This window comes from Corallococcus sp. Z5C101001, from assembly GCF_007352635.1.
GTDB classification, from domain to species: Bacteria; Myxococcota; Myxococcia; order Myxococcales; family Myxococcaceae; genus Corallococcus; species Corallococcus silvisoli.
This window is the reverse complement of the sequence record NZ_VKLU01000005.1, coordinates 1,118,718-1,137,980: the sequence shown is the minus strand read 5'-3', so window position 1 is coordinate 1,137,980 and position 19,263 is coordinate 1,118,718. Positions and strand designations below refer to the sequence as shown.

At 71.8% G+C, this 19,263-nt stretch carries 13 protein-coding genes; 8 read left to right on the top strand and 5 right to left on the bottom strand.

The features are described from left to right. Positions 1 to 7: 7 nt before the first annotated feature. Complete coding sequence (locus FOF48_RS15010; RefSeq protein WP_143902034.1) at positions 8 to 826, bottom strand: glycerophosphodiester phosphodiesterase; 819 nt, start codon at positions 824 to 826, stop codon at positions 8 to 10. Positions 827 to 985: 159 nt separating this feature from the next. Here FOF48_RS15010 and FOF48_RS15005 point away from each other — a divergent pair, with 159 nt between their 5' ends. The 3 genes from FOF48_RS15005 (at position 986) to FOF48_RS14995 (ending at position 6,051) form a co-directional block, all read left to right on the top strand. Next, positions 986 to 2,074: a hypothetical protein gene (locus tag FOF48_RS15005; protein WP_143902032.1), complete on the top strand. Its 1,089-nt coding sequence runs from the start codon at positions 986 to 988 to the stop codon at positions 2,072 to 2,074. Between the two features lie 237 nt (positions 2,075 to 2,311). Further along, positions 2,312 to 5,086 carry a serine/threonine-protein kinase gene (locus FOF48_RS15000; RefSeq protein WP_143902030.1) on the top strand — a complete coding sequence of 925 codons (2,775 nt, stop codon included), beginning with the start codon at positions 2,312 to 2,314 and terminating at the stop codon, positions 5,084 to 5,086. A gap of 158 nt (positions 5,087 to 5,244) precedes the next feature. Beyond that, complete coding sequence (locus FOF48_RS14995) at positions 5,245 to 6,051, top strand: hypothetical protein (RefSeq protein WP_201756142.1); 807 nt, start codon at positions 5,245 to 5,247, stop codon at positions 6,049 to 6,051. Between the two features lie 21 nt (positions 6,052 to 6,072). On the opposite strand, the gene FOF48_RS14990 is transcribed toward FOF48_RS14995, so the two are convergent. Together FOF48_RS14990 and FOF48_RS14985 are read right to left on the bottom strand one after the other, a co-directional pair. Then, positions 6,073 to 7,251, bottom strand: coding sequence for a hypothetical protein (locus FOF48_RS14990; protein WP_143902028.1), 1,179 nt, complete (start codon positions 7,249 to 7,251; stop codon positions 6,073 to 6,075). Between the two features lie 23 nt (positions 7,252 to 7,274). Continuing rightward, positions 7,275 to 8,837, bottom strand: coding sequence for a hypothetical protein (locus FOF48_RS14985; RefSeq protein WP_186001914.1), 1,563 nt, complete (start codon positions 8,835 to 8,837; stop codon positions 7,275 to 7,277). A 170-nt stretch (positions 8,838 to 9,007) separates the two neighbouring features. Between FOF48_RS14985 and FOF48_RS14980 the strand changes: the two genes are divergently transcribed. Beyond that, a complete protein-coding gene (locus tag FOF48_RS14980; RefSeq protein ID WP_143902026.1) occupies positions 9,008 to 9,382 on the top strand; it encodes a metallothionein in 375 nt (124 codons plus the stop codon). 51 nt (positions 9,383 to 9,433) lie between these two features. Here FOF48_RS14980 and FOF48_RS14975 read toward each other — a convergent pair whose 3' ends face one another. Next, complete coding sequence (locus tag FOF48_RS14975) at positions 9,434 to 10,045, bottom strand: hypothetical protein (RefSeq protein ID WP_143902024.1); 612 nt, start codon at positions 10,043 to 10,045, stop codon at positions 9,434 to 9,436. Between the two features lie 86 nt (positions 10,046 to 10,131). Further along, entirely contained in the window at positions 10,132 to 11,064 is a 933-nt protein-coding gene (gene nadA / locus FOF48_RS14970) for a quinolinate synthase NadA (RefSeq protein ID WP_143902022.1), read from the bottom strand. 373 nt (positions 11,065 to 11,437) lie between these two features. Between nadA and FOF48_RS14965 the strand changes: the two genes are divergently transcribed. The 4 genes from FOF48_RS14965 (at position 11,438) to FOF48_RS14950 (ending at position 19,182) form a co-directional block, all read left to right on the top strand. After that, positions 11,438 to 13,900 (top strand): PilZ domain-containing protein, encoded by a 2,463-nt coding sequence (locus FOF48_RS14965; RefSeq protein WP_235685668.1) that lies wholly within the window; start codon positions 11,438 to 11,440, stop codon positions 13,898 to 13,900. Next, positions 13,900 to 14,685 (top strand): methyltransferase domain-containing protein, encoded by a 786-nt coding sequence (locus FOF48_RS14960; protein ID WP_186001913.1) that lies wholly within the window; start codon positions 13,900 to 13,902, stop codon positions 14,683 to 14,685. The genes FOF48_RS14965 and FOF48_RS14960 overlap by 1 nt, the downstream gene beginning before the upstream one ends. Beyond that, complete coding sequence (locus FOF48_RS14955; RefSeq protein WP_255442180.1) at positions 14,682 to 17,624, top strand: ATP-binding protein; 2,943 nt, start codon at positions 14,682 to 14,684, stop codon at positions 17,622 to 17,624. Before FOF48_RS14960 ends, FOF48_RS14955 begins: the two co-directional genes overlap by 4 nt. 169 nt (positions 17,625 to 17,793) lie before the next feature. After that, positions 17,794 to 19,182 carry a peptide MFS transporter gene (locus tag FOF48_RS14950; RefSeq protein ID WP_143902020.1) on the top strand — a complete coding sequence of 463 codons (1,389 nt, stop codon included), beginning with the start codon at positions 17,794 to 17,796 and terminating at the stop codon, positions 19,180 to 19,182. The last annotated feature ends 81 nt before the right edge of the window (positions 19,183 to 19,263 follow it).

Genomic DNA, 19,263 nt, shown 5'->3' with positions numbered 1-19,263 from the left:
CGAGGGCTTAACCCGGCTTTCCAGAGGCGTCCATTCGCTGGCGCAGCAGATCCGGCCGGTCGGTCATGATGCCGCCCACCCCTTCCTGGAGGAGCCGGTCCATCTCCGCCGGATCATCCACGGTCCACACGTTGATCCATTTGCCGCGCTCGGCCGCGGCCTTCAGGAGCGCGTCGTCCACCAGCCGCACCTCGCCGAAGTACAGCGGCATGTCGAGCACTGTGTAGCGCGCGTCCTCCGGCGGCGCCTCGCCCGCCTTGAGCGCCAGGACGAAGGCGGCCAGCGCGTCGCGCGGGTAGAAGTGGCACGCGTCGGGCAGGACGCGCACCAGCCGCTCCGCGATGGCGTCCTGTTCACTGCCAAGGCACACGCGGCCCAGGGCCGCCTCTTCGGTCAGCAGGCGAGCGAGCACGTCCTCGGCGTGGGCCACGTCGGGCTTGATCTCCACGTTGATGCGCAAGGTGGGAAACGCGCGCAGCACCTCGCGCAGCGTCGGCAGGCGCACGCTCTGGCCCCGGAAGGGAAAGGTGCGTCCTTCGTCCGGCGTGAAGCGGTAGCCCGCGTCCAGCCTCCGCAGCTCCTCCAACGTGAGCGCCGCGAGCGGGCCCTCGCCATTGGTGCAGCGCTCCAGCGTCTCGTCGTGCGCCACCACGACTTCGCCGTCGCGCGAGAGGTGCACATCCAGCTCCAGCATGTCCGTGCGGTGCACCTGCACCGCGAGTCCAAAGGCCTCGAGTGTGTTCTCCGGCGCGACGAGCGCTCCGCCGCGGTGCGCGATGTGCAGTGTGGGCTTCAGCCCTTGGAAGAACGTGTCGCGCGGCAGCATGATCCACCTATTCCTGAATTCACCACGATGTCACAGGCAGGGCCGCTGTCCGTTCCTTGCCGGCCCTGGTGAGCCACCGGTATAAGGGCCCGAATCCTCAGCCCGACTGGCGTCGGACTTCAAGAAGCGCGGCGCCCCTCAACCCCCGGAGAGATACGAATGGAACTGCGCAAGAAGCTGGGCGCCATGGCCCTCCTGGCCACCGCGGCGATGGTGACTGCCGCTGGCTGTGGCGGTCGCGACACGGAAGATCCGACCCCCTCGTCGGACGCTGGATGTACGGGCGTCTGCAGCACGGACGCGGGCACGGACGCGGGCCCCACCACGGACGCGGGGACGGACGCGGGCCCCACCACGGACGCGGGGACGGACGCGGGCACGGATGCGGGCACGACGGGGCAGATCGCCGCGGCGCGCAAGGTGCCGTTCAACACCCTGGTCACGCTGCGCAACGTCGTCGTCACCGACATCCACTACGAGAAGCTGAGCGACCAGGGCACCGGCCAGTGGCGTTCGTTCTTCTGGGTGACGGATCCGGCCTTCCCGAAGGAGGGCCTCTACATCAGCAAGTTCTATGACGACACGCCGGACATGTACCGGCCGCTGCCGGGCAACACCCTCGACATCGAGGGCTACTTCGGCACGGAGCCGAACTACTCGCCGTTCACCGGTCGCCGCCACCACCTGGCCAACGACTACCGCAACGCGAAGAAGTTGATCGTCACGGTCAAGGGTGACGCGGGCGTGGAGGCCCGGCCCGCGGCCAACGAGGTGACGGTGGAGGCCCTGAAGGCCTCCGTCGCGCTGGCCCAGAACGCCGCGCCCTTCCTGGGCACCCGCGTCCACCTGGCGGGTCCGCTGACCCTGACCAACCCCACGCCCACCGCCTTCATGCGGTTGGACAACGAGGACGCGGGCACCATCTACTACGGCTTCGAGGTCGGCGACGGCATCCTCGTCTACCACGACAAGACCCGCGACGAGACCTACAGCGACGGCGGCTCGAGGGTGGGCTGCGACTACCAGAAGGCGGCCCTGGATGGCGGGACGGTGACGTTCCCCAACGGCATCAGCGGCGTCTGGGACACCTACACGTTCGCGGGTTGCACCAACGGCAGCTCGGACATCACCGGCTGCGGCAACAACACCTCCGACAGCGGCGTGCCGGGCACCAACCTGCGCTACACCTACACGATCATCCCGCAGGGTTGTGACGATCTGCCGGGCGTCGTGACCCCCGCGCCGTAGTCGTACGCCTCTCCGGCCGGGGGCAGTCCCCGGTCCGACTGACCTTCCGCCTCCCACGGCCCGTCCGTGGGGGGCGGTCGTGTTTCTGGGGAAGGGCGGCGCGAAAGTTCGCGTGGCTCCTCCGGGTTGCCTACAGTCCTCGTCCGGGCGGGTCCGACGGCTCCCCCCGGGCCAGGAATGCAGGTAGGCTCCGGACACAGTTCAAAGTTCCACCCGCGGCCCACACCTTCCACGTCCTTGAGCTCGCCTCAGACGGCCACCCCGTTCGGAAAGTACCTGCTCATCAAGCGCCTCGCGCTGGGCGGGATGGCGGAGCTGTTCCTGGCGCACAAGCCGCCGGACCCCACGCTGGTGGTCATCAAGCGGATCCTTCCGTACCTCTCCGAGGAGCCGGAGTTCGTCCAGATGTTCCTGGACGAGGCGCGCATCGCCGCCCAGCTGCACCACCCCAACATCGTGCAGGTGCACGAGCTGGGGAAGGAGGGCGACAACATCTTCATCTGCATGGAGTACGTGGAGGGCGTCGACCTGCGCCGCGTGCTCGTGGAGGAGGCCAAGTTCGGCGCCTCCATGCCGTACGGTGTCGCGGCGAAGATCTGCGCGAGCATCGCCGCGGGCCTGGACCATGCGCACTTCAGCCGGGGCGTGGATGGCCGCCCGTTGGAGCTGATCCACCGGGACGTCAGCCCGCAGAACGTGATGCTCGCCTACGACGGGCGCGTGAAGCTCGTCGACTTCGGCATCGCCAAGGCCGGCGCGTTCATGGAGCGCAGCAAGCCGGGCGTCATCAAGGGGAAGTTCCTCTACCTGTCGCCCGAGCAGATCATGCAGGAGCGGCTGGACCACCGGGCGGACATCTACGCGCTCGGGGTGATGCTCTACGAAATCACCACCGGCAAGCAGCCCTTCCACCGGCCCACCACCGAAGGCATCCTCTACGCCATCCGGCACGAGGAGGCGACGCCGCCGCACCTGGTGCGCCCGGACTATCCGCCGGCCCTGTCGCGCATCGTGATGCGCTGCCTGGTGAAGGACCGCACCCAGCGCTACCAGCGGGCCTCCGATGTACGCGTGGAACTGGAGGCCTTCCTGGCCTCCGGCGTCCTCAAGCAGAGCCTGGACGTCGCGCAGTACATCGCGCGCCTGTTGGGGGAGGCGGAGGAGCGCACCGTGCTCCACATCCCCCCGGCGAAGCGCGCGGGCCGGCACGAGCCCACCGTGCCCTTGCCGTCCCTGCGGACGCCTCCGCCGCCGCCGGTGCCCGACCTGCCGGAGGACACGGCCGCGAGGACGCTGCCGCTGGCCAGGGCGGAGGACACGGCCGCGCGCACCCTGCCGCTGGCGGGGCTCGAGGACACGGCCGCGAGGACGCTGCCGCTGGCCGAGGCGGAGGACACCGCGTCCCGCACCCTGCCACTGAACGAGGACACCGGGGCCCGCACCCTGCCGCTGGCCGGTTCCGGGTCGCAGGGCCGGGGGGGATCGCCGCTGACGCCCGTGGGGCTCGTGGCGCGGCCTCCCTCGCGCAGGCCCACGAGCGAGGCCGCGGCGCTGCGCACCTGGGACGCGGAGGAGGGGGAGCCCGAGACGCAGATGGCGCTGCCGCGCGACCTGCCCACGGGCCAGGGCGACGACGAGGACGACGACTTCGGAGAGTCCACCGCCGTGGGGACGATGCCCGGCGCGCCCACGCCTCGCCGGAACCTGGAGCCCGTGCAGGAGGAAGAGGTCTGGGACGAGGCGGAGGAGGACGACGCTGACTCCACCGTGCCCCAGCGCGCGCGCCGCCCACGGGCCGTCGTTCCCGCGCCCCTGCCGGTGCGGCGAGGCGGTCCCCCGGAGCCCACCGCGCGCTCTGGCCCCGGGGGAGATCGTTCGCGTCGTTCGCCGTCGAGCGTGGCCCTGCCACGCGGTGGCGCGGACGATCCGTTCGCGCCCTCACCCCGCCGGACACCGTCCTACGCGCAGGAGGACGGCGACACGCCGCCGCCCTCGAACCCGCGCCGGTCGGGCATGGCGCCCGCCGAGGACGGCCGCTCCGAGCCCTTGTCGTCCGGTCCCCGCCGCATGGGGGGCACGGGGGAGGACAGCCGTGGGCCGCAGGCATCGGGCCCGAGGCGTCAGAGCACTCCCTCCAGCGACGCGAACCGCTCCGCGCCACCCGTGGGGCCGCGGAACGTCCGCCCTCCGCCGCGTCCCTCGCCCGAGGACGAGGAGCGCTTCTCCACCGACCCGGGGGCGTCCGGGGTGAGCCTCACGGACCCGACGCCCGTCCAGTCGTTGGATCCCGATGACGACGAGTCCACCGTCGGCTTCCAGGCGCCGCGCCGGCCGCCCCGCAGGCCCGTGCGCGCCCCCGTGCAGGACGAAGCGGACGACGACGAGGGCCTCGACACCTCCGATGCCGCCCCGCCGCCCCGGCGCTCGCGCACCGTCGTGGTGCTGGTGGTGGCCACGCTGCTGCTCGCCGTGCTGTGCGTGGGGGTCGCCTGGTTGATGGGCGTCTTCAGCCCGGAGGCCCAGGCCCCTCCCGCGCCGGCGAAGGTGCCGGCGATGCGAGGCTCGCCGCGCCCCGGCCCCACCGGCGCCGCGCCCGCGAATCCGCCCTCGCCGCCCGCGCCCGTTCCCGCCCCGAGCGAGGCCGCGACACCGCCGCCCTCCGAGCCCGTCCTCGCGGACACCGCCGGAGCGCCGGATGCGGGGCTCGCGGTGGCCACCAGCGCTCCGGAGGTGCCGGTCCCGCCGGCCCCGGAACCGGCGGCTCCCACCGAGACGCCCGTCCCCCCCACCACCGTGGACGTCCGCTTCGAGGCCCCGGTCCGCACGGTGCTGGGCCGCCCGGGGGGCGGGAAGCTGCCCATCAACGAGGTCGTCGCCCTGGCCCCCGGCCCGCTTCGCGTCCAGTACACATGTCCGGGAAAGAGGGCACCTCGGGGGATTGAGACCTACAATGTCCGACCTGTAGCCGGGGAACTCCAGACGCTCCGGGTCCCCTGCCGGAGGCGACGCTAATCAGGACGGCCACTTGCTCGTATGCGGCATCCGCACCCTGCGGAGGACACGTAGGACCGGGTAAGCTTGAGTGCCCTTAAGTCGTTGGAATTCCTTGGCTTTCCACCAGGCGGGCGCGTTTACACATGTCAGAGGGGTCCGTAGACTCCGCCCCCTCTATGGCTCGCGCGAAGAAGCAGAAGAACATCAACCGACAGAGGACCTACCCCGCGGGGAGGGTGGCCCGGCAGCTCCCGGTCGCCCCCGAGCCCAACCGACTGGTGAAGGTGTGGCGGCGCGTGCTGGAGCGGAGGCTGCGCACGCGGCTGCGGGGCAAGGTGGCGGTGGAGATCCACGACAACACGCACACGATGCTGACCTTCCAGCGTCAGCGGGCGCTGTGGCGGCTGCGGCTGCACCACATGTTCCTGGCCGCGCCGGATGACGTGCTCCAGGCGCTCGCCAGCTTCGTCCGCAAGGGGGACGCGGATGCCAGCGCCCTCCTGGACCGGTACATCGAGCGCAACCGCATCTTCATCCGCCGGCTGTCACCGGCGCAGATGCGCAAGCGGCTGCGGCTGTCGCCGGTGGGGCGCTACCATGACCTGGGGCGCATCTACGAGAAGCTCAACGAGCGCTACTTCCAGAGCCGCATCGACGCGGCCATCACCTACGGGCCGGCGCCCCGGGTGAAGGGGCCGCGCAAGAGCATCAAGATGGGCTCGTACTCGGCGGACTCGAAGGTCATCCGCATCCACCCGGCGTTGGACCAGCCGCTGGTGCCCCGCTATTTCGTGGAGTGGATCGTCTTCCACGAGATGCTGCACCACGTCTACCGCGCGCGCCGGGGGGAGGACGGCCGGCGCTGCATCCACCCGCCGGAGCTGATGGAGCACGAGAAGCGCTTCCACGACTACCAGCGGGCGCTCGCCTGGGAGCGGGAGAACCTGGACCTGCTCCTGTGCGCCCGGACGGAGCAGGCCTGAGGCAGGCCCAGCCCGGGGTCGTCAGGGCAGGATGAGGCCGCCCGGGCCGCGCCGCTCGTCCGAGGGCGCGGCCTGCGGCCCTCCGGCGGACGGGGCCGCCTGGGCCTGCGCGCCCGCCGCGGCCAGGGCCACGACCTTGGCGAAGAGCGTCTCCGCGAAGCGGGAGAACGGCTCGTCGAGCCCGTGGAAGAGCCGGCGGGCCTCGCCCCTCGCGATGTCCGCCTGGAGGGCCCGCTGGGTGGCGTCGAAGAAGGCCGCCATCCGCCACAGCCGGCGCGCGTAGCGCTGGCGCACCTCCGGGGTGAAGAAGGCCCGCGCCGCGTCCTGGACCCGCTGCCGCACCTGCTCCTGGCGCTGCGCGGCGCTCAAGGACAGCGGGCTCGTGGCCAGCGCTTGGATCTGATCCATCAACCCGCGCACCTGCGCGTCGGGCGGCAGCCACTCCGCGATCTCCGCCGTCGCGTGGAGCTGATCGCCCTCCAGGACCCGGCGCGCGTCCTCGGGTTCGGGGGGGGGGAGGGGCTCGGGCGTTTCCAGCGGCTGCACGCCGTGGTGGCGCAGCGCGGCCTCCAGGTCGGGCGGGAAGGGCGTGCGGGTACGCAGGTTGAGGGCCGCGGCCTCCGCGAGCAGCCGGGCCCCTTCCTCCCGGGAAACCTCCATGCCGAAGCCGTTGCGCAGGCCGTGCTTGAGGATGCGGCGGATGTCGCCCCGGCTCTGCTCCGTGCGGGTCAGCTCCTGCACCCCCTGCTCATCCGACGCGATGACCTGGAGCAGCTCCACGCCGCCGCGCACCACGCGGGTGAGCAGCAGGCCGTACTGCCCCGTGGAGGACATGACCGTCACCAGCGTCGGCAGCGTCTCCGGAGCCGCGGAGGGCGGCGCCTCCCTGGGCGCCTCTGGCGGGGTGACGCCGCGCGAGCGCAGCCGGTAGAGCGCCTTCTTCGCCGCCTTGGCCAGCGGCTTCACCGACGAGGCGGACAGGGCCTCCGGCAGCGCCGCGTGCCCCGCCAGCACGGCGGCCTCCAGCACCGCGCCCGCCAGGGGCTCCGGCAGGGCCTCCACGGACGCGGCGGACGCGGCGGCCACGTCGTTCGCGAGCCCGCGGGCCTGCTCGACGTCCGCCTCGGGGAAGGAGGGCAGGGGCGTGCCGGCGCGCAGCGCGTCCAGCAGGGGGCGGGGCTCGGTGGAGACAGGGCTCATGCGCCGGGTTTCTACTTCACGCGCTACCGCCGCCGCACCAGCCAGCTCCTCCCGGACTGTCCCACGATGACCAACTCCGACTGGAGTCGTCCGCCGAACACGCGGGAGGGATGCGCTCCGCGCACGAGGAAGTGGTCGTACCAGACGCCCTGCGTCGCGTAGTCCAGCTCCTGGGGGCGCCACTCGGAGGGGAAGGTGGGGGGCACCTCGCCCCGGTAGCGCAGGGGCGAATGCGGCGTGCTGGCGAAGGTGAAGTTGGGCACGCCACCGCGCTCGCGCGCCAGCTCCGCCGCGCCATGCAGGAAGACGGGGAAGCGCACCACCCGGGAGCCCGCGTCGAACACCAGCCCCATCACCTTCGGCCGCGCGCCGGTGACGTCGGCGAGCGCGTCCCACTCGCGGGCCTCCTCCGCGAAGTCGCGGAAGCCCCGGCCCATCACGAACGCCAGCAGCAGCGCGCTCGCCGCCGCCGCCAGCCCCAGGGGCCGCCGCCACTCGACGCGCGTGGCCGGCATGCTCACCACCAGGAGCGCCGCGGCCAGGTGCGCGTAGCGTGTGTTGAGGTAGTAGACGTACCCCCGGATGTCGAAGGGCAGCAGGAAGAACAGCGCCAGCGCCAGCACCCCCAGCCCCAGCAGCCGCCAGCGCGCCACCGGTCCCTCGCGGCGCGTCCCCGGCCGCAAGAGCCCCAGCACCCAGCCCGCCACCGCCACCGCGCCCACGGCGTACAGCGGCCACCGGTCCGAACCGTCGTGGAAGGTGTTGGCCAGCACCTGGAGGAACTCCGCGCGGTTCTGCGCGAAGCCCTTCCACGCCAGGTTCTGCGGCGAGAACGTGGGCCCCCACGCCTTCCACGGCGCCCCGGGCTGGATGTCCGGCGGGTCGCCGAAGCGCAGCACCACCCACGCCAGGAACAGCGTCACGCCGGGCACCACGCCCGCCAGCGCTGGCACGCGGGCCCTCAGCCGGGCCCCCATGGTGGTGGCCCCCGCGTCCTCCGGCACCGGCGTGGTGAGCAGCAGCCACGGCAGCCCGAACGCCAGGAACCCGAACGCCTGCACGTGGAAGAGCAGTACTGCCACCACGCACGCCGCGAGCCCCACGCCCCACGCCCGGCGGCGCGGCACGTCCGTCAGCGTCCGCACGAAGAGGCCACAGCACACCAGCGTCAGCGGCAGCGCCGCCAGGTAGTTGATGAAGCCCCACCCGAAGCTGTCTCCGTACGCCAGGGGCAGCGTGAGCAGCGCGGGCCAGGACGGCCGGCCCAGGGCGCGCAGCAGGAAGGCCATCCCCAGCGGCATCCCCACCACGTACGCCGTGAGGAAGACGCGGTTGGCCACCTCCAGCGGCAGCAGCCAGTTGAGCGCGCTGACCAGGTAGTAGTAGCCCAGGTACGGCGTCAGCGCGTGCCGCGCCTCGAAGAACGAGGGGTACAGCGTCGTCGGGTCATCCAGCCGGTGCAGCACGGAGATGAGGTACAGGTGCTGCGGCAGGTCCACCATGGGCAGGACGCGCGACACCCAGAGGGGCAGCGCGCCCAGCACGAGCGCGGCGGCGAAGGCGATGCGGGCGGTTCGGTTCGTCACGGGCAGGAGGGCGCGGACTGTATGCGCGCGCCCCCGCGCCGGGCGAGCGCACCGTGTGCTCTGTTGATAGGTGGGTAAAGGTGCGCGCGAATGCCTTGGCAGGGGGAGTGGGCTGGGGTATAGGCCGGACTCGCGGGGGCCTTCACCGGTCCTCGCGAAGGAGAGCGGACATGGCACGCAGCGCGACGTTGATGACCGCGGGATTGCTGCTGGGCGGCCTGTGGCTGTTGCCCGCCACCGCCCATGCCTGCGAGGCCCACGCGAAGGCGACCGCCTCCCAGGACAAGGCCCCGCCCTCCGCGACGCCTCCCCAGGCGAAGCAGGACGAGGCGCCCCGCCCCCTGGAGGAGCTGGACCAGCTGCTGACCGCGAAGTGCTCGTGCGGCAGCAAGGCGGACTGCACCTGCAAGCGCGGCAAGTGCGAATGCTCGAAGTGCTCGGGCCGCGCCGCGCCGCGTCAGGTGACGGATGCGCTGCGCGGCCGTCCCGCGACGCAGGAACTCCAGCAGGCGCGCTACGACGCGTCCGCGGGCGTCTTCATCTGAAGTTGAAGTGAAGGTGCGTCACCGGGGCCCTCGCGTGGGCCCCGGACGGCTTCAGGCCGCGGTGCTGGACGAGCGGCCGCGCGGCGCGGGGGTTCCACCCTCGGCGACGAGCACGGGCCAGCCGCGCGCCATCGCCTCGCGGAAGAAGGCCGCCAGCTCGTACCGGCTGGTGTTCACCGCGCCCTGGAACGGGTCGATGAGGGCCTCCTCGCCCAGGCTCTGCTGCGAGGACAGCTGCACCGGGTGGCCGCAGCGCTCACAGCGGATGGACACCTGGCGCACCAGGGCGACCGGCACCGCGTAGCGGGCGCTGCACTCGCCGCACTTCCACACCAGGGCGCGCTCGCCTGCCTCCCGCCGCGCCAGCTGCTCCAGCTCGTCCGCCATGCGCAGGAGCGCCGGCAGGTCCTGGGGCGGCTGGGCGAAGACGGCGCTGGGGCCAAAGCCCTTGCCCGGCGAACCCAGCGCGGGCGGCCGGTCTCCCTGGAGCAGGGCGCGCATGCGGTCCCTGGCCTTCAGGTCGCGGAACTCGGCGCCGGCGAGGGCGCGCTCCACCGCCTCGAGCACCGGCGGCAGGTCCGGCTCGAGGCGTTCGTCGTCCGGCAGCGTCTTGGGGAAGTCCACCAGCCGGTGGGCAGGAATTGCGAGGAATCGGAAGGCCACGCTTCTTCCATGGCACTTGGGCCCGCCATCCGCAAGACGCGAGTTTCCAAACCTGGGACGCGGACGACAGTCCGCTGGACGCCTCGTCAGGCCGACCACTCCAGCATGCGCCGCAAGGGGGCGAGCGCCGCGTGCTGCAGGTCCGCCGGCAGCACCAGCTCCGGGGTCCGGTCCCGCATGCACCGGTAGAGCTTCTCCAGCGTGTTGAGGCGCATGTACGGGCACTCGTTGCACGCGCACCCGTTGTCCGGGGGGGCGGGAATGTACGTCTTGTCCGGCGCGCTCTTCTTCATCTGGTGGAGGATGCCGGCCTCCGTCACCACGATGAACTTCGACTTCGGGCTCTTCACCACGTGGTCCAGGATGGCCTTGGTGGACCCGATGAAGTCCGCGTGCCGCAGCACCTGCTGCTCGCACTCCGGATGGGCCACCACCTCCGCGTCCGGGTGCTCCACCTTCAGCCCCACCAGCTTCTTCTCACTGAAGATCTCGTGGACGATGCAGCTGCCCGGCCACAGCACCATGTCGCGCCCCGTCTCCTTCATCACGTGGCGCCCCAGGTGTTGATCCGGCGCGAAGAGGATGGGCCGGTCCTTCGGAATCTGGTTCACGATGCGGACCGCGTTGGACGACGTGCAGATGACGTCGCTCATCGCCTTCACCGCGGCGGAGCTGTTCACGTACGACACCACGAACGCGTCCGGGTGCTTGTCCTTGAACGCCTTGAAGGCCGCGGGCGGACACCGGTCCGACAGCGAGCAGCCCGCCTTCAGGTCCGGCAGCAGCACCTGCCGGGTCGGATTGAGGATCTTCGCGGTCTCCGCCATGAAGTGCACGCCGCAGAAGACGATGACGTCCGCCTCCGTGCGCGCCGCGGCCTGGGCGAGCGCCAGGCTGTCGCCGACGAAGTCAGCCACGTCCTGCACTTCGCTCTCCTGGTAGTAGTGCGCCAGGATGACCGCGTTCATGGAGCGCTTCAGCTCCCGGATGCCGGCCTCGTAGTCCACCGTCTCGCCCATGGGGGGCCTCCTCGTCGCCCGCGCATTCTGTAACCGCCGCCCGACGCGGGGGCCAGCGCGCTCCACCACACCCCAGCCGTCCGGCCTACCCAGTAGGGGGTCCCGGATGACTCCGCGGCTTTAACCTATTCCGAAAAGTCTCTCACCCCCGCGTACATCACCTAATCCATGGGAGCAGGTAAAGTACGCGGTGGTTGTTTGCCGGCGGCTCACCGGGAGGGCGTCGCAGCGTGGCCGCTGGCAGCGGAAGAGCACCGGGCTCGGACACTCAAGACATGCGGATGGCGGGAACGGGGCGCGTGCGAGCCCCGCGTCGACGGGAATGGCGCCATGCACGGGCGCCGGAGTGGCTCTTGCGCGTCGGGAAAAATCCATGAGCGTGCCGACTCACGAAGTCCTCATCGTCCACCCCGACGAAGCGCGCCGTGGCGCGCTGGTGGCGGCGCTGGGCGCGCACCGGGTCGCGGCGGTGGGCTCGCAGTTGGAGGCCACGCGCCGCATGGAGTCCTCGGTGCCCACGTTGATCATCGCGCCCGCGGACAACGCGCGCCGCTTCCTGCGCCACGTGGACCGGGCCGCGCCGGAGGCCGTCTGCGTGTTCGTCTGCGCGCGGTCGGATCAGCAGGGGCTGGAGGAGTTGGTGGAGACGGCGGCGGAGGGCCACGTCTTCAGCACCGTGGACGACGCGCTGACGGAAGGGGAGCTGAGCGCGCGCCTGCGGGACATCCTCCAGCTGCGCGCCTCCACGCGCGTGTCGCTGGACGCGGGCATGCGGGTGGACTTCCTGCTGCACGGGCGGTCCTTCGTCGCGGAGTGCCAGGACCTGGGCCACTTCGGCGCCGCGCTGCTCGTGCCCATGGACGCGTCGATGGCGGCCTTCCTTCCGGGGACGCCCCTGGAGGGGCTGTCCATGGTTCGCGACGGACGCCCCGTGCTGCACGTGGCCCGCGCGTACGTGCGCCACGCCACGCCCGTCCAGCAGGGGCCACAGGCCTTCCTTCGCGTGGGCCTCTCCTGGCGGCCCGGACCCGGCGAGGCCACGGCGGCCCCGCCGCGCACGCTGCGGGACCCGGTGGCCGTGCAGGCCGCGCTGCGCAAGGCGCTCCGGCGGGAGCTGCCCCTGTGGTTGCACCCTCCGGACCGCCAGGCGGCGCACTTCCGGTTGGAGTCCGCCGCGGTGGAGGCGTCGGAGGAGCGCGGGCACCTGCGCGGTCAGGTCTCCCCGGCGATGCCCACGAGCGTGGGCGAGGTGGTCCACCTCTCCTTCGAGATGGGCGGTCAGCGCTACACGGGCGTCACCAGCATGCTCCACGTCGCGCGGGACGGCGTGGTGTTGGGGCTGCCCCGTTCGCTGTCGGTGGAGAACCGGCGCGACCAGCAGCGCTTCCGCCCCAGCGCGCACCACCGCTTCCTCGTGCGCTTCACCTCGCCCTTCGGCGGCCAGCGCATCACCCGCGCGGTGCTGGACCTGGGCGCGCGCGGCTTCGCCTTCCCCATCGACGCGTCGTGCGAGGTGCTGCCCGCGGGCTCGCACCTGGACACCACGCTGCTGCTGCCGGACGGCACGGAGGTGGCGTGCCGGGTGGAGGTGCGCTCGGTGGACGTCGTCCCCTTCGAGGCCCGGCATGATCAGCGCCTCAGGCCCTACCGCTGTGGGGTGCGCATCCTGGACATGCCGCGGACGGTGCGCGACGCCATCGTGGACGCGTTCGTGTCGGCGCGGGCGCCCCAGGTGAAGGACGGCACGGAGTTCCGCTTCCCGGACCTCTGGCGGATGATGGAGGACGCCCGCTACACCTTCCACCCGGACCACCCGTTCGGCGAGGAGTCCCGCGTCCTGCCCGTCCTGGAAGCCACCCACGAACGACTGGGCCGCGCGCGCGACCTGGGGCGCTCGCTCGTCTTCACGGACCCGCACCGGCTCCTGGGGCACGTCAACGGCCTGCGCATGTACTCCGGCACCTGGCTGGTGCAGCACCTGGCCGTGCTGCCGGGGGTCCGGCGGGGCGAGCAGATCTCCAGTGAGCTGACGTCGCTGGCGGTGGAGGTGGGCGAGGCGATGGAGGACGTGGAGTTCATCCGCTACATGTGGCGCACCGACAACCGCTGGCCGCACCGGCTGGGGACCTGGCTGGCGCGCGTGCTGGAGGGCCAGGGGCTGTGTCACCTGCGCCAGTTCCACTACCTGCGCGCGGACCTGGGGCCCAGGCCGGTCGCGGCGGAGCGGGTGCTGCCAGCCGTGCGCGAGGCGGGGCCGGAGGATCGCCAGTGGCTGGAGTCGTACCTGCGCCGTCGCGGGGAGATGGTGCGCCTGCTCAGCGAGGACCTGCGCGCGGACCCGGGCGCCGAGTCCGCCCTGGGAGACCGCTTCCGGAGGGCGGGGCTGCACCGGGAGCGGCGCATGTTCGTGGTGGACGGGGCGGCGGGGCCGGTCGCGATGGCGCTCCAGGAAGAGGCGACGCCCGGCCTGAGCCTCATCGAAGTCACCAACGGGTTCAACCTGGTGGTCGCGGACCGCGAGCACCCCCTGACGCGCGACGCGGTGGCGGCGCTGGCGGGGCGGTGCATGGCGCACGCGCTCGAACGGGGCCGGCGCTCGGCGCTGGGCATGGTGGACGCGCTGGACGTGCCGGTGCTGCGCGAGGCGGGGTTCGTGGACCAGGGCTGCTTCTCCGAGTGGACCTTCCACCGCTCCATGGTGCGGCGCTGGTGCGAGGCCTGGCGCTCGCTCTTCGAGCGGCAGGTGCCCACCCGGCGCGCGCCGCACCGGTCCCCGGTCCCGGCCGCGTCCCCGTCCCCGTCCCCGGTCCCGGCGCATGATCAGGAGGCGCGGTGATGTACCTGATGGAATCCGCTGACGAGTCCCGCCGCCTCTGGGAGCAGCAGCAGGCCCAGGACACGCGCGCGATGCTCCACCGCACGGGCCTCAAGCTGGGGCACCGGGCGCTGGACGCGGGCTGCGGCCCGGGAGGCATCGCCGAGTTGATGGCGGAGGTGGTGGGGGAGGGCGGCCATGTCACCGGCGTGGACCTTCACGCGGGCCGCATCGACGAGGCGCGGGCGCGCAATGGCCAGCGGCCCCACCTGTCCTTCGTCCAGGCGGATGTGCGCACCACGGGCCTGCCCTCGGACGCCTTCGACTACGTGTGGAGTCAGTACGTCTTCGAATACCTGCCGGACCGGAGCGTGGCGCTCGCGGAGCTGGTCCGCGTGACGCGGCCGGGGGGCCGGGTCGTGGTGTCCGACATCGACGGGCTGGGCTTCCAGAACTGGCCGTTCCCGGAGGCCCTGCGCGAAGGCACGCAGCGCATCGTGGAGGCGCTGGAGGCGCGGGGGTTCGACCTGTACGTGGGGCGCAAGCTCTACTCGGAGTTCCGCCGCGCGGGGCTGACCGACCTGCGCGTGCACCTGATGCCCTTCTACCTGGCGCCGGGCGCCGCGGAGGCGCGGCTGCTGCGCGACTGGAAGACGCGCTTCGAGGCCCTGGCGCCGGTGGCCGTGCCCGCCCTGGGCGGCCCCGCCGCCTATCAGGCGCACTGCGAGGCGTTCCTGGAGATGCTGGCGGACCCGGAGGGACTGAAATATGCGGTGACGCTGGTCACCGAAGGAACCAAAACGTGAGTGGACGCCTGCCGGCGGTGAAGGTGCAGGACGTGTCGCCGGACAACGCCCCGGAGGTGAGCGTCCGCGCCACGTCCACGCTGCTGCTGTACTTCGAACACCGCTACGGCGCCGAGCGCCTGGCGAAGGTGTGGCGCGAGCACGGGTTCAGCCTGGGGCTGGACTACATGCGCACGCCGACGAACTACGTCTCGCTGCGCTTCCTGGAGCGCGCCGCGGCGGCGCTGCGCGAGGAGTCCGGCGACTCGCGCTTCATGCGCGAGGCGGGCCTGTTCACCGCGTCACCGCAGGCGCTGGGCTTCGTCTTCTACATGCTGCGCGCCTTCGGCTCCCCCAAGGCTTGCTACAAACAGACCATCGACTTCTCCCCCAGCTACAACCGGGTGGGCATGTTCACGGTGGACCTGCTGGAGCACAAGCGGCTCAAGCTGTCCTACCGCAGCAGCACCCCGGAGCAGACCCGCAACATCTGCGAGCTGCGCATGGGGCAGTTCGCGTCCTTCCCCACCATCTGGGGCCTGGCCCCCGCGGAGGTGCGCGAGACGGAGTGCCAGGTGCTGGGCGGCGAGGCGTGCCGCTACCACCTCACCTGGACGGATCCGCCCACGCTCTGGGGGCACTACCTGGGCCTCCTGCTGGGCATGGTGAGCGGGCTGCTGGCCACGCACCTGGGCTGGGGGGACGCGCTCTTCTCCGTGACGTCGCTGGGCGTGGGCGGCTTCGCGCTGGGCGGGTGGCTGGACCGGCGGCGCGAGCTCAAGCGCAAGGACGAGCTGCTCGCCGCGCAGGCGCAGGCGAACATGGGCTCGCTGCGCGAGCTGCAGCAGCGCTACGACGAGGTCTTCGGCAGCAACGTGGCGCTGGAGGACCGCGTGGCGGCGCGCACGCGGGAGCTGTCGGAAGCCAACGCGAAGCTGGAGGCGGCGCTCATCAAGCAGCGCGAGCAGGACCGGCTGAAGACGGAGTTCTTCGACAACGTGAGCCACGAGCTGCGCACCCCGCTCACGCTCATCCTCCTGTCGCTGGACGCGCTCCAGAAGGAGCCGGAGTCGCTGCCCACGTCGGTGCGCCAGCAGCTGACGACGCTCGACCGCAGCACGCAGCGGCTCCTGCGCCTCATCGACAACCTGCTCAACCTGGCGCAACTGGAGGCGGGCAAGGTGCGCCTGCGCTACCAGCCGCTGGAGCTGCACGCCTTCCTCACGTCGCAGCTGTTGCCCTTCCGCTCCGTGGCGGAGAAGCAGGGGCTGAACCTCACGCTGGAGGGCGGGCCGCTGTCCCCGGTGCACGTGGACGTGGAGCGCATCGAGGGCGTGTTCCACAACCTGGTGTCCAACGCGCTCAAGTTCACGCCGCCCGGGGGCAGCATCGCCGTGCGCCTGCGCGAGGACGAGGCCAGCGTGCACGTGGAGGTGGTGGACACCGGCCAGGGCATGGCGCCCGCGGACCTGTCCGTCATCTTCGACCGCTTCGCCCAGGCGGACACGTCCGGCACGCGGCGCTTCGGAGGCAGCGGCATTGGCCTGGCGCTGGTGAAGGAGACGCTGGAGCTGCACTCGGGCGGCATCGAGGTGTCGAGCACGCCGGGCCAGGGCAGCAGCTTCCGCGTGCGGCTGCCCAAGGGCACCCAGCACCTGCGCGAGGACCTGCGCGAGCGCCGGGTCACGGACCTGCCCGCGCGCCGGGAGCGCCGCAGCTCCGGCCGCTTCGCCACCGTGCTGGCCGCCACCGTCGCGGGGACGCAGCGCCCCACGGAGCCGCAGGACCACACGCGCGCGGACTCCAAGGCCCCCCGCATCCTGGTGGTGGAGGACGACGCGGAGATCCGCGCCTTCATCGCGGACATCCTCGCGCCCAGCTACCGGGTGCTGGAGGCGGCGAACGGCGAGGAGGGCGTGCGCCGGGCGCTGGAGGAGCGGCCGGACCTGGTGGTGTCGGACGTGATGATGCCGGTGCTGTCCGGCCTCAACCTGCTGGTGCAGCTGCGCGCCCATGCGCAGACGGTGGACCTGCCCGTCATCCTGCTCACCGCGCGCCAGGAGGTGGCCGCCAAGGTGGAGGCCCTGGGCGCGGGCGCCAATGACTACCTGGGCAAGCCCTTCAGCCCGCGAGAGCTGCTGGCGCGCGTGGAGACGCAGCTGCGTCTGCGCGAGGCGGCGGTGCGAGCGGCGGAGAACGAGCGGCTGGCGGCCATCGGCCTGCTCACCTCCGGCTTCGCGCACGAGGTGCGAAACCCGCTCAACGGGCTGATGAACGCGCTCATCCCGCTGAAGGACGTGCTCCAGGGCCGGCAGTCCGGCGGCGACCCGAACATGGGGCCGGCGATGCTGGAGGTGATGGAGGAGTGCGGCCAGCGGATCCGCCACCTGGCGGAGTCGCTCCTGTCCTTCGTGCGCACGGCGGAGAAGCCCGTGGCGGTGCGGTTGGATCAGGCGCTCGACTCCACGCTCAGCGTGCTGGGCTGGCGCATCCCCCCGGACGTGGTGGTGGAGCGCGCCTACCAGTGCGCGGACCCCATCTGGGGCGACCCCGGCATGCTCAACCAGGTGTGGCTCAACCTGTTGGACAACGCCCTGCGCGCGGTGGGCTCCACCGGTCGCGTGCTGGTGGAGACGGCGCAGGAGGGCGACGAGGCGCGCGTCACCATCGTGGACACCGGGGTGGGCATCCGCCCGGAGGACCTGGAGCGGCTCTTCCAGCCCTTCTTCTCCACCCGCGCGGCCGGTGAGGGCACCGGCCTGGGGCTGGCGCTCAGCCGTCGCATCGTCCTGCAGCACGGCGGACGCATCCACATCTCCAGCCAGATGGGGCAGGGCACGCGGGTGGAGGTGCGGCTGCCCCTGCGCCCGGCGCACGCGGAGCCGCTGGCGGCGACCTCCACCCTTGGTGCGGGTGCCGGGACGTCAGGCTGGGGGCGCTGGTCGCGGCGCATCAGCTGACGCACGCGGCCACGGGACGGGAGACACGGGGGCCCGAGGGGCTGCTCGCGCAGGGAGCGGGAATTCCCCTGCACGCGCGGTGTCCTCTGTCCTCGCTGTTGGCATGACTCTGTTACAGTCGCGCGTCTTTCGTTCCCCCTCACAAGAATCCGTTCGAGGAACTCACGGCATGCAAAGCACCGTCGCCGCGGGCGAGGCCCGCAAGGGGCATCCCCCGGGCCTCTACCTGTTGTTCGCCACCGAGATGTGGGAGCGCATGTCCTATTACGGCATGCGCGGCCTGTTGGTGCTCTTCCTCACCGACAAGGTGCGGGGCGGCTTTGGCTGGTCCACAGCGGATGCCCTGAGCCTCTACGGCACGTACACGGGCCTCGTGTACCTGACGCCCATCCTGGGCGGCTACATCGCGGACCGCTACATCGGCCAGCGCAAGGCGGTGTTGTTGGGCGGTGTGCTGATGATCATCGGCCACCTGTTGTTGGCCTTGCCAGGCGTCTCCATCTTCTACGCGGGGCTGGGCTTCCTCATCATCGGCAACGGCTTCTTCAAGCCGAACATCTCCACGATGGTGGGCGGGCTGTACCCCGCGGGGGACGGCCGGCGCGACGGTGCCTTCACCATCTTCTACATGGGCATCAACCTGGGCGCGGTGCTGGGCAACTTCATCTGCGGCACGCTGGGTGAGCGCGTGGGCTGGCACTGGGGCTTCGGGTCCGCGGGCGTGGGCATGGCCCTGGGCGTCATCGTCTTCATGGCCTTCTCCCGCCGCCTGCTGGGCAACGTGGGCCTGGAGCCCGCGCCGCGTCCGCCCCCGTCGGTGACGGCGACGTCGGATGGCAAGCGCCACACCTTCTCCCGCGAGGAGTGGGATCGCATCATCGTCATCTTCATCATCGCGCTGTTCGTGGTGGCGTTCTGGACGGGCTTCGAGCAGGCGGGCGGCCTGATGAACCTCTACACGGACCAGAAGGTGGACCGGGTGATGTTCGGCTGGGAGGTGCCCACCACCTGGTTCCAGAACTTCAACTCCTTCTTCATCGTGGCGCTGGCGCCGCTGTTCGCGATGCTGTGGAGCGCGCTGGCGGCCCGGGGCAAGGACCTGAGCATCCCGGTGAAGATGTCGCTGGGCCTCATCTGCGTGGCGGTGGGCTTCGCCTTCATGCTGGGCGCCTCCAAGGAGAGCGCGGGCGACGGCAAGGCGGCGGCGTGGTGGGTCATCATGGCGTACCTGTTCCACACCATGGGCGAGCTGTGCCTGTCGCCGGTGGGCCTCTCCATGGTGAGCAAGGTGGCGCCCCAGCGCGTCACCTCCGCGATGATGGGCGTGTGGTTCCTGGCGAACGCGGTGGCCAACAAGCTGTCCGGCGTGCTGGGTGGCTACTCGGAGAAGATGGGTGAGTTCAGCGTGTTCCTCACCATCGTCATCGGCGCGGGGCTGGCGGGCGTCATCCTGCTGTTCCTCGCCCCCATGCTGAAGCGGATGATGCACGGCACGGATGAAGTGACGCCCGTGCCGGCCGCCCCGCAGCAGGGTGGGGCGGCGCACGCGGCCACCTGAGCCGGGCGGGACACCGTGAGCAGCACGAACGCCGGAGCGCCCCTGGGGCACTCCGGCGTTTGTCTATTTCTCCCTCGCCCC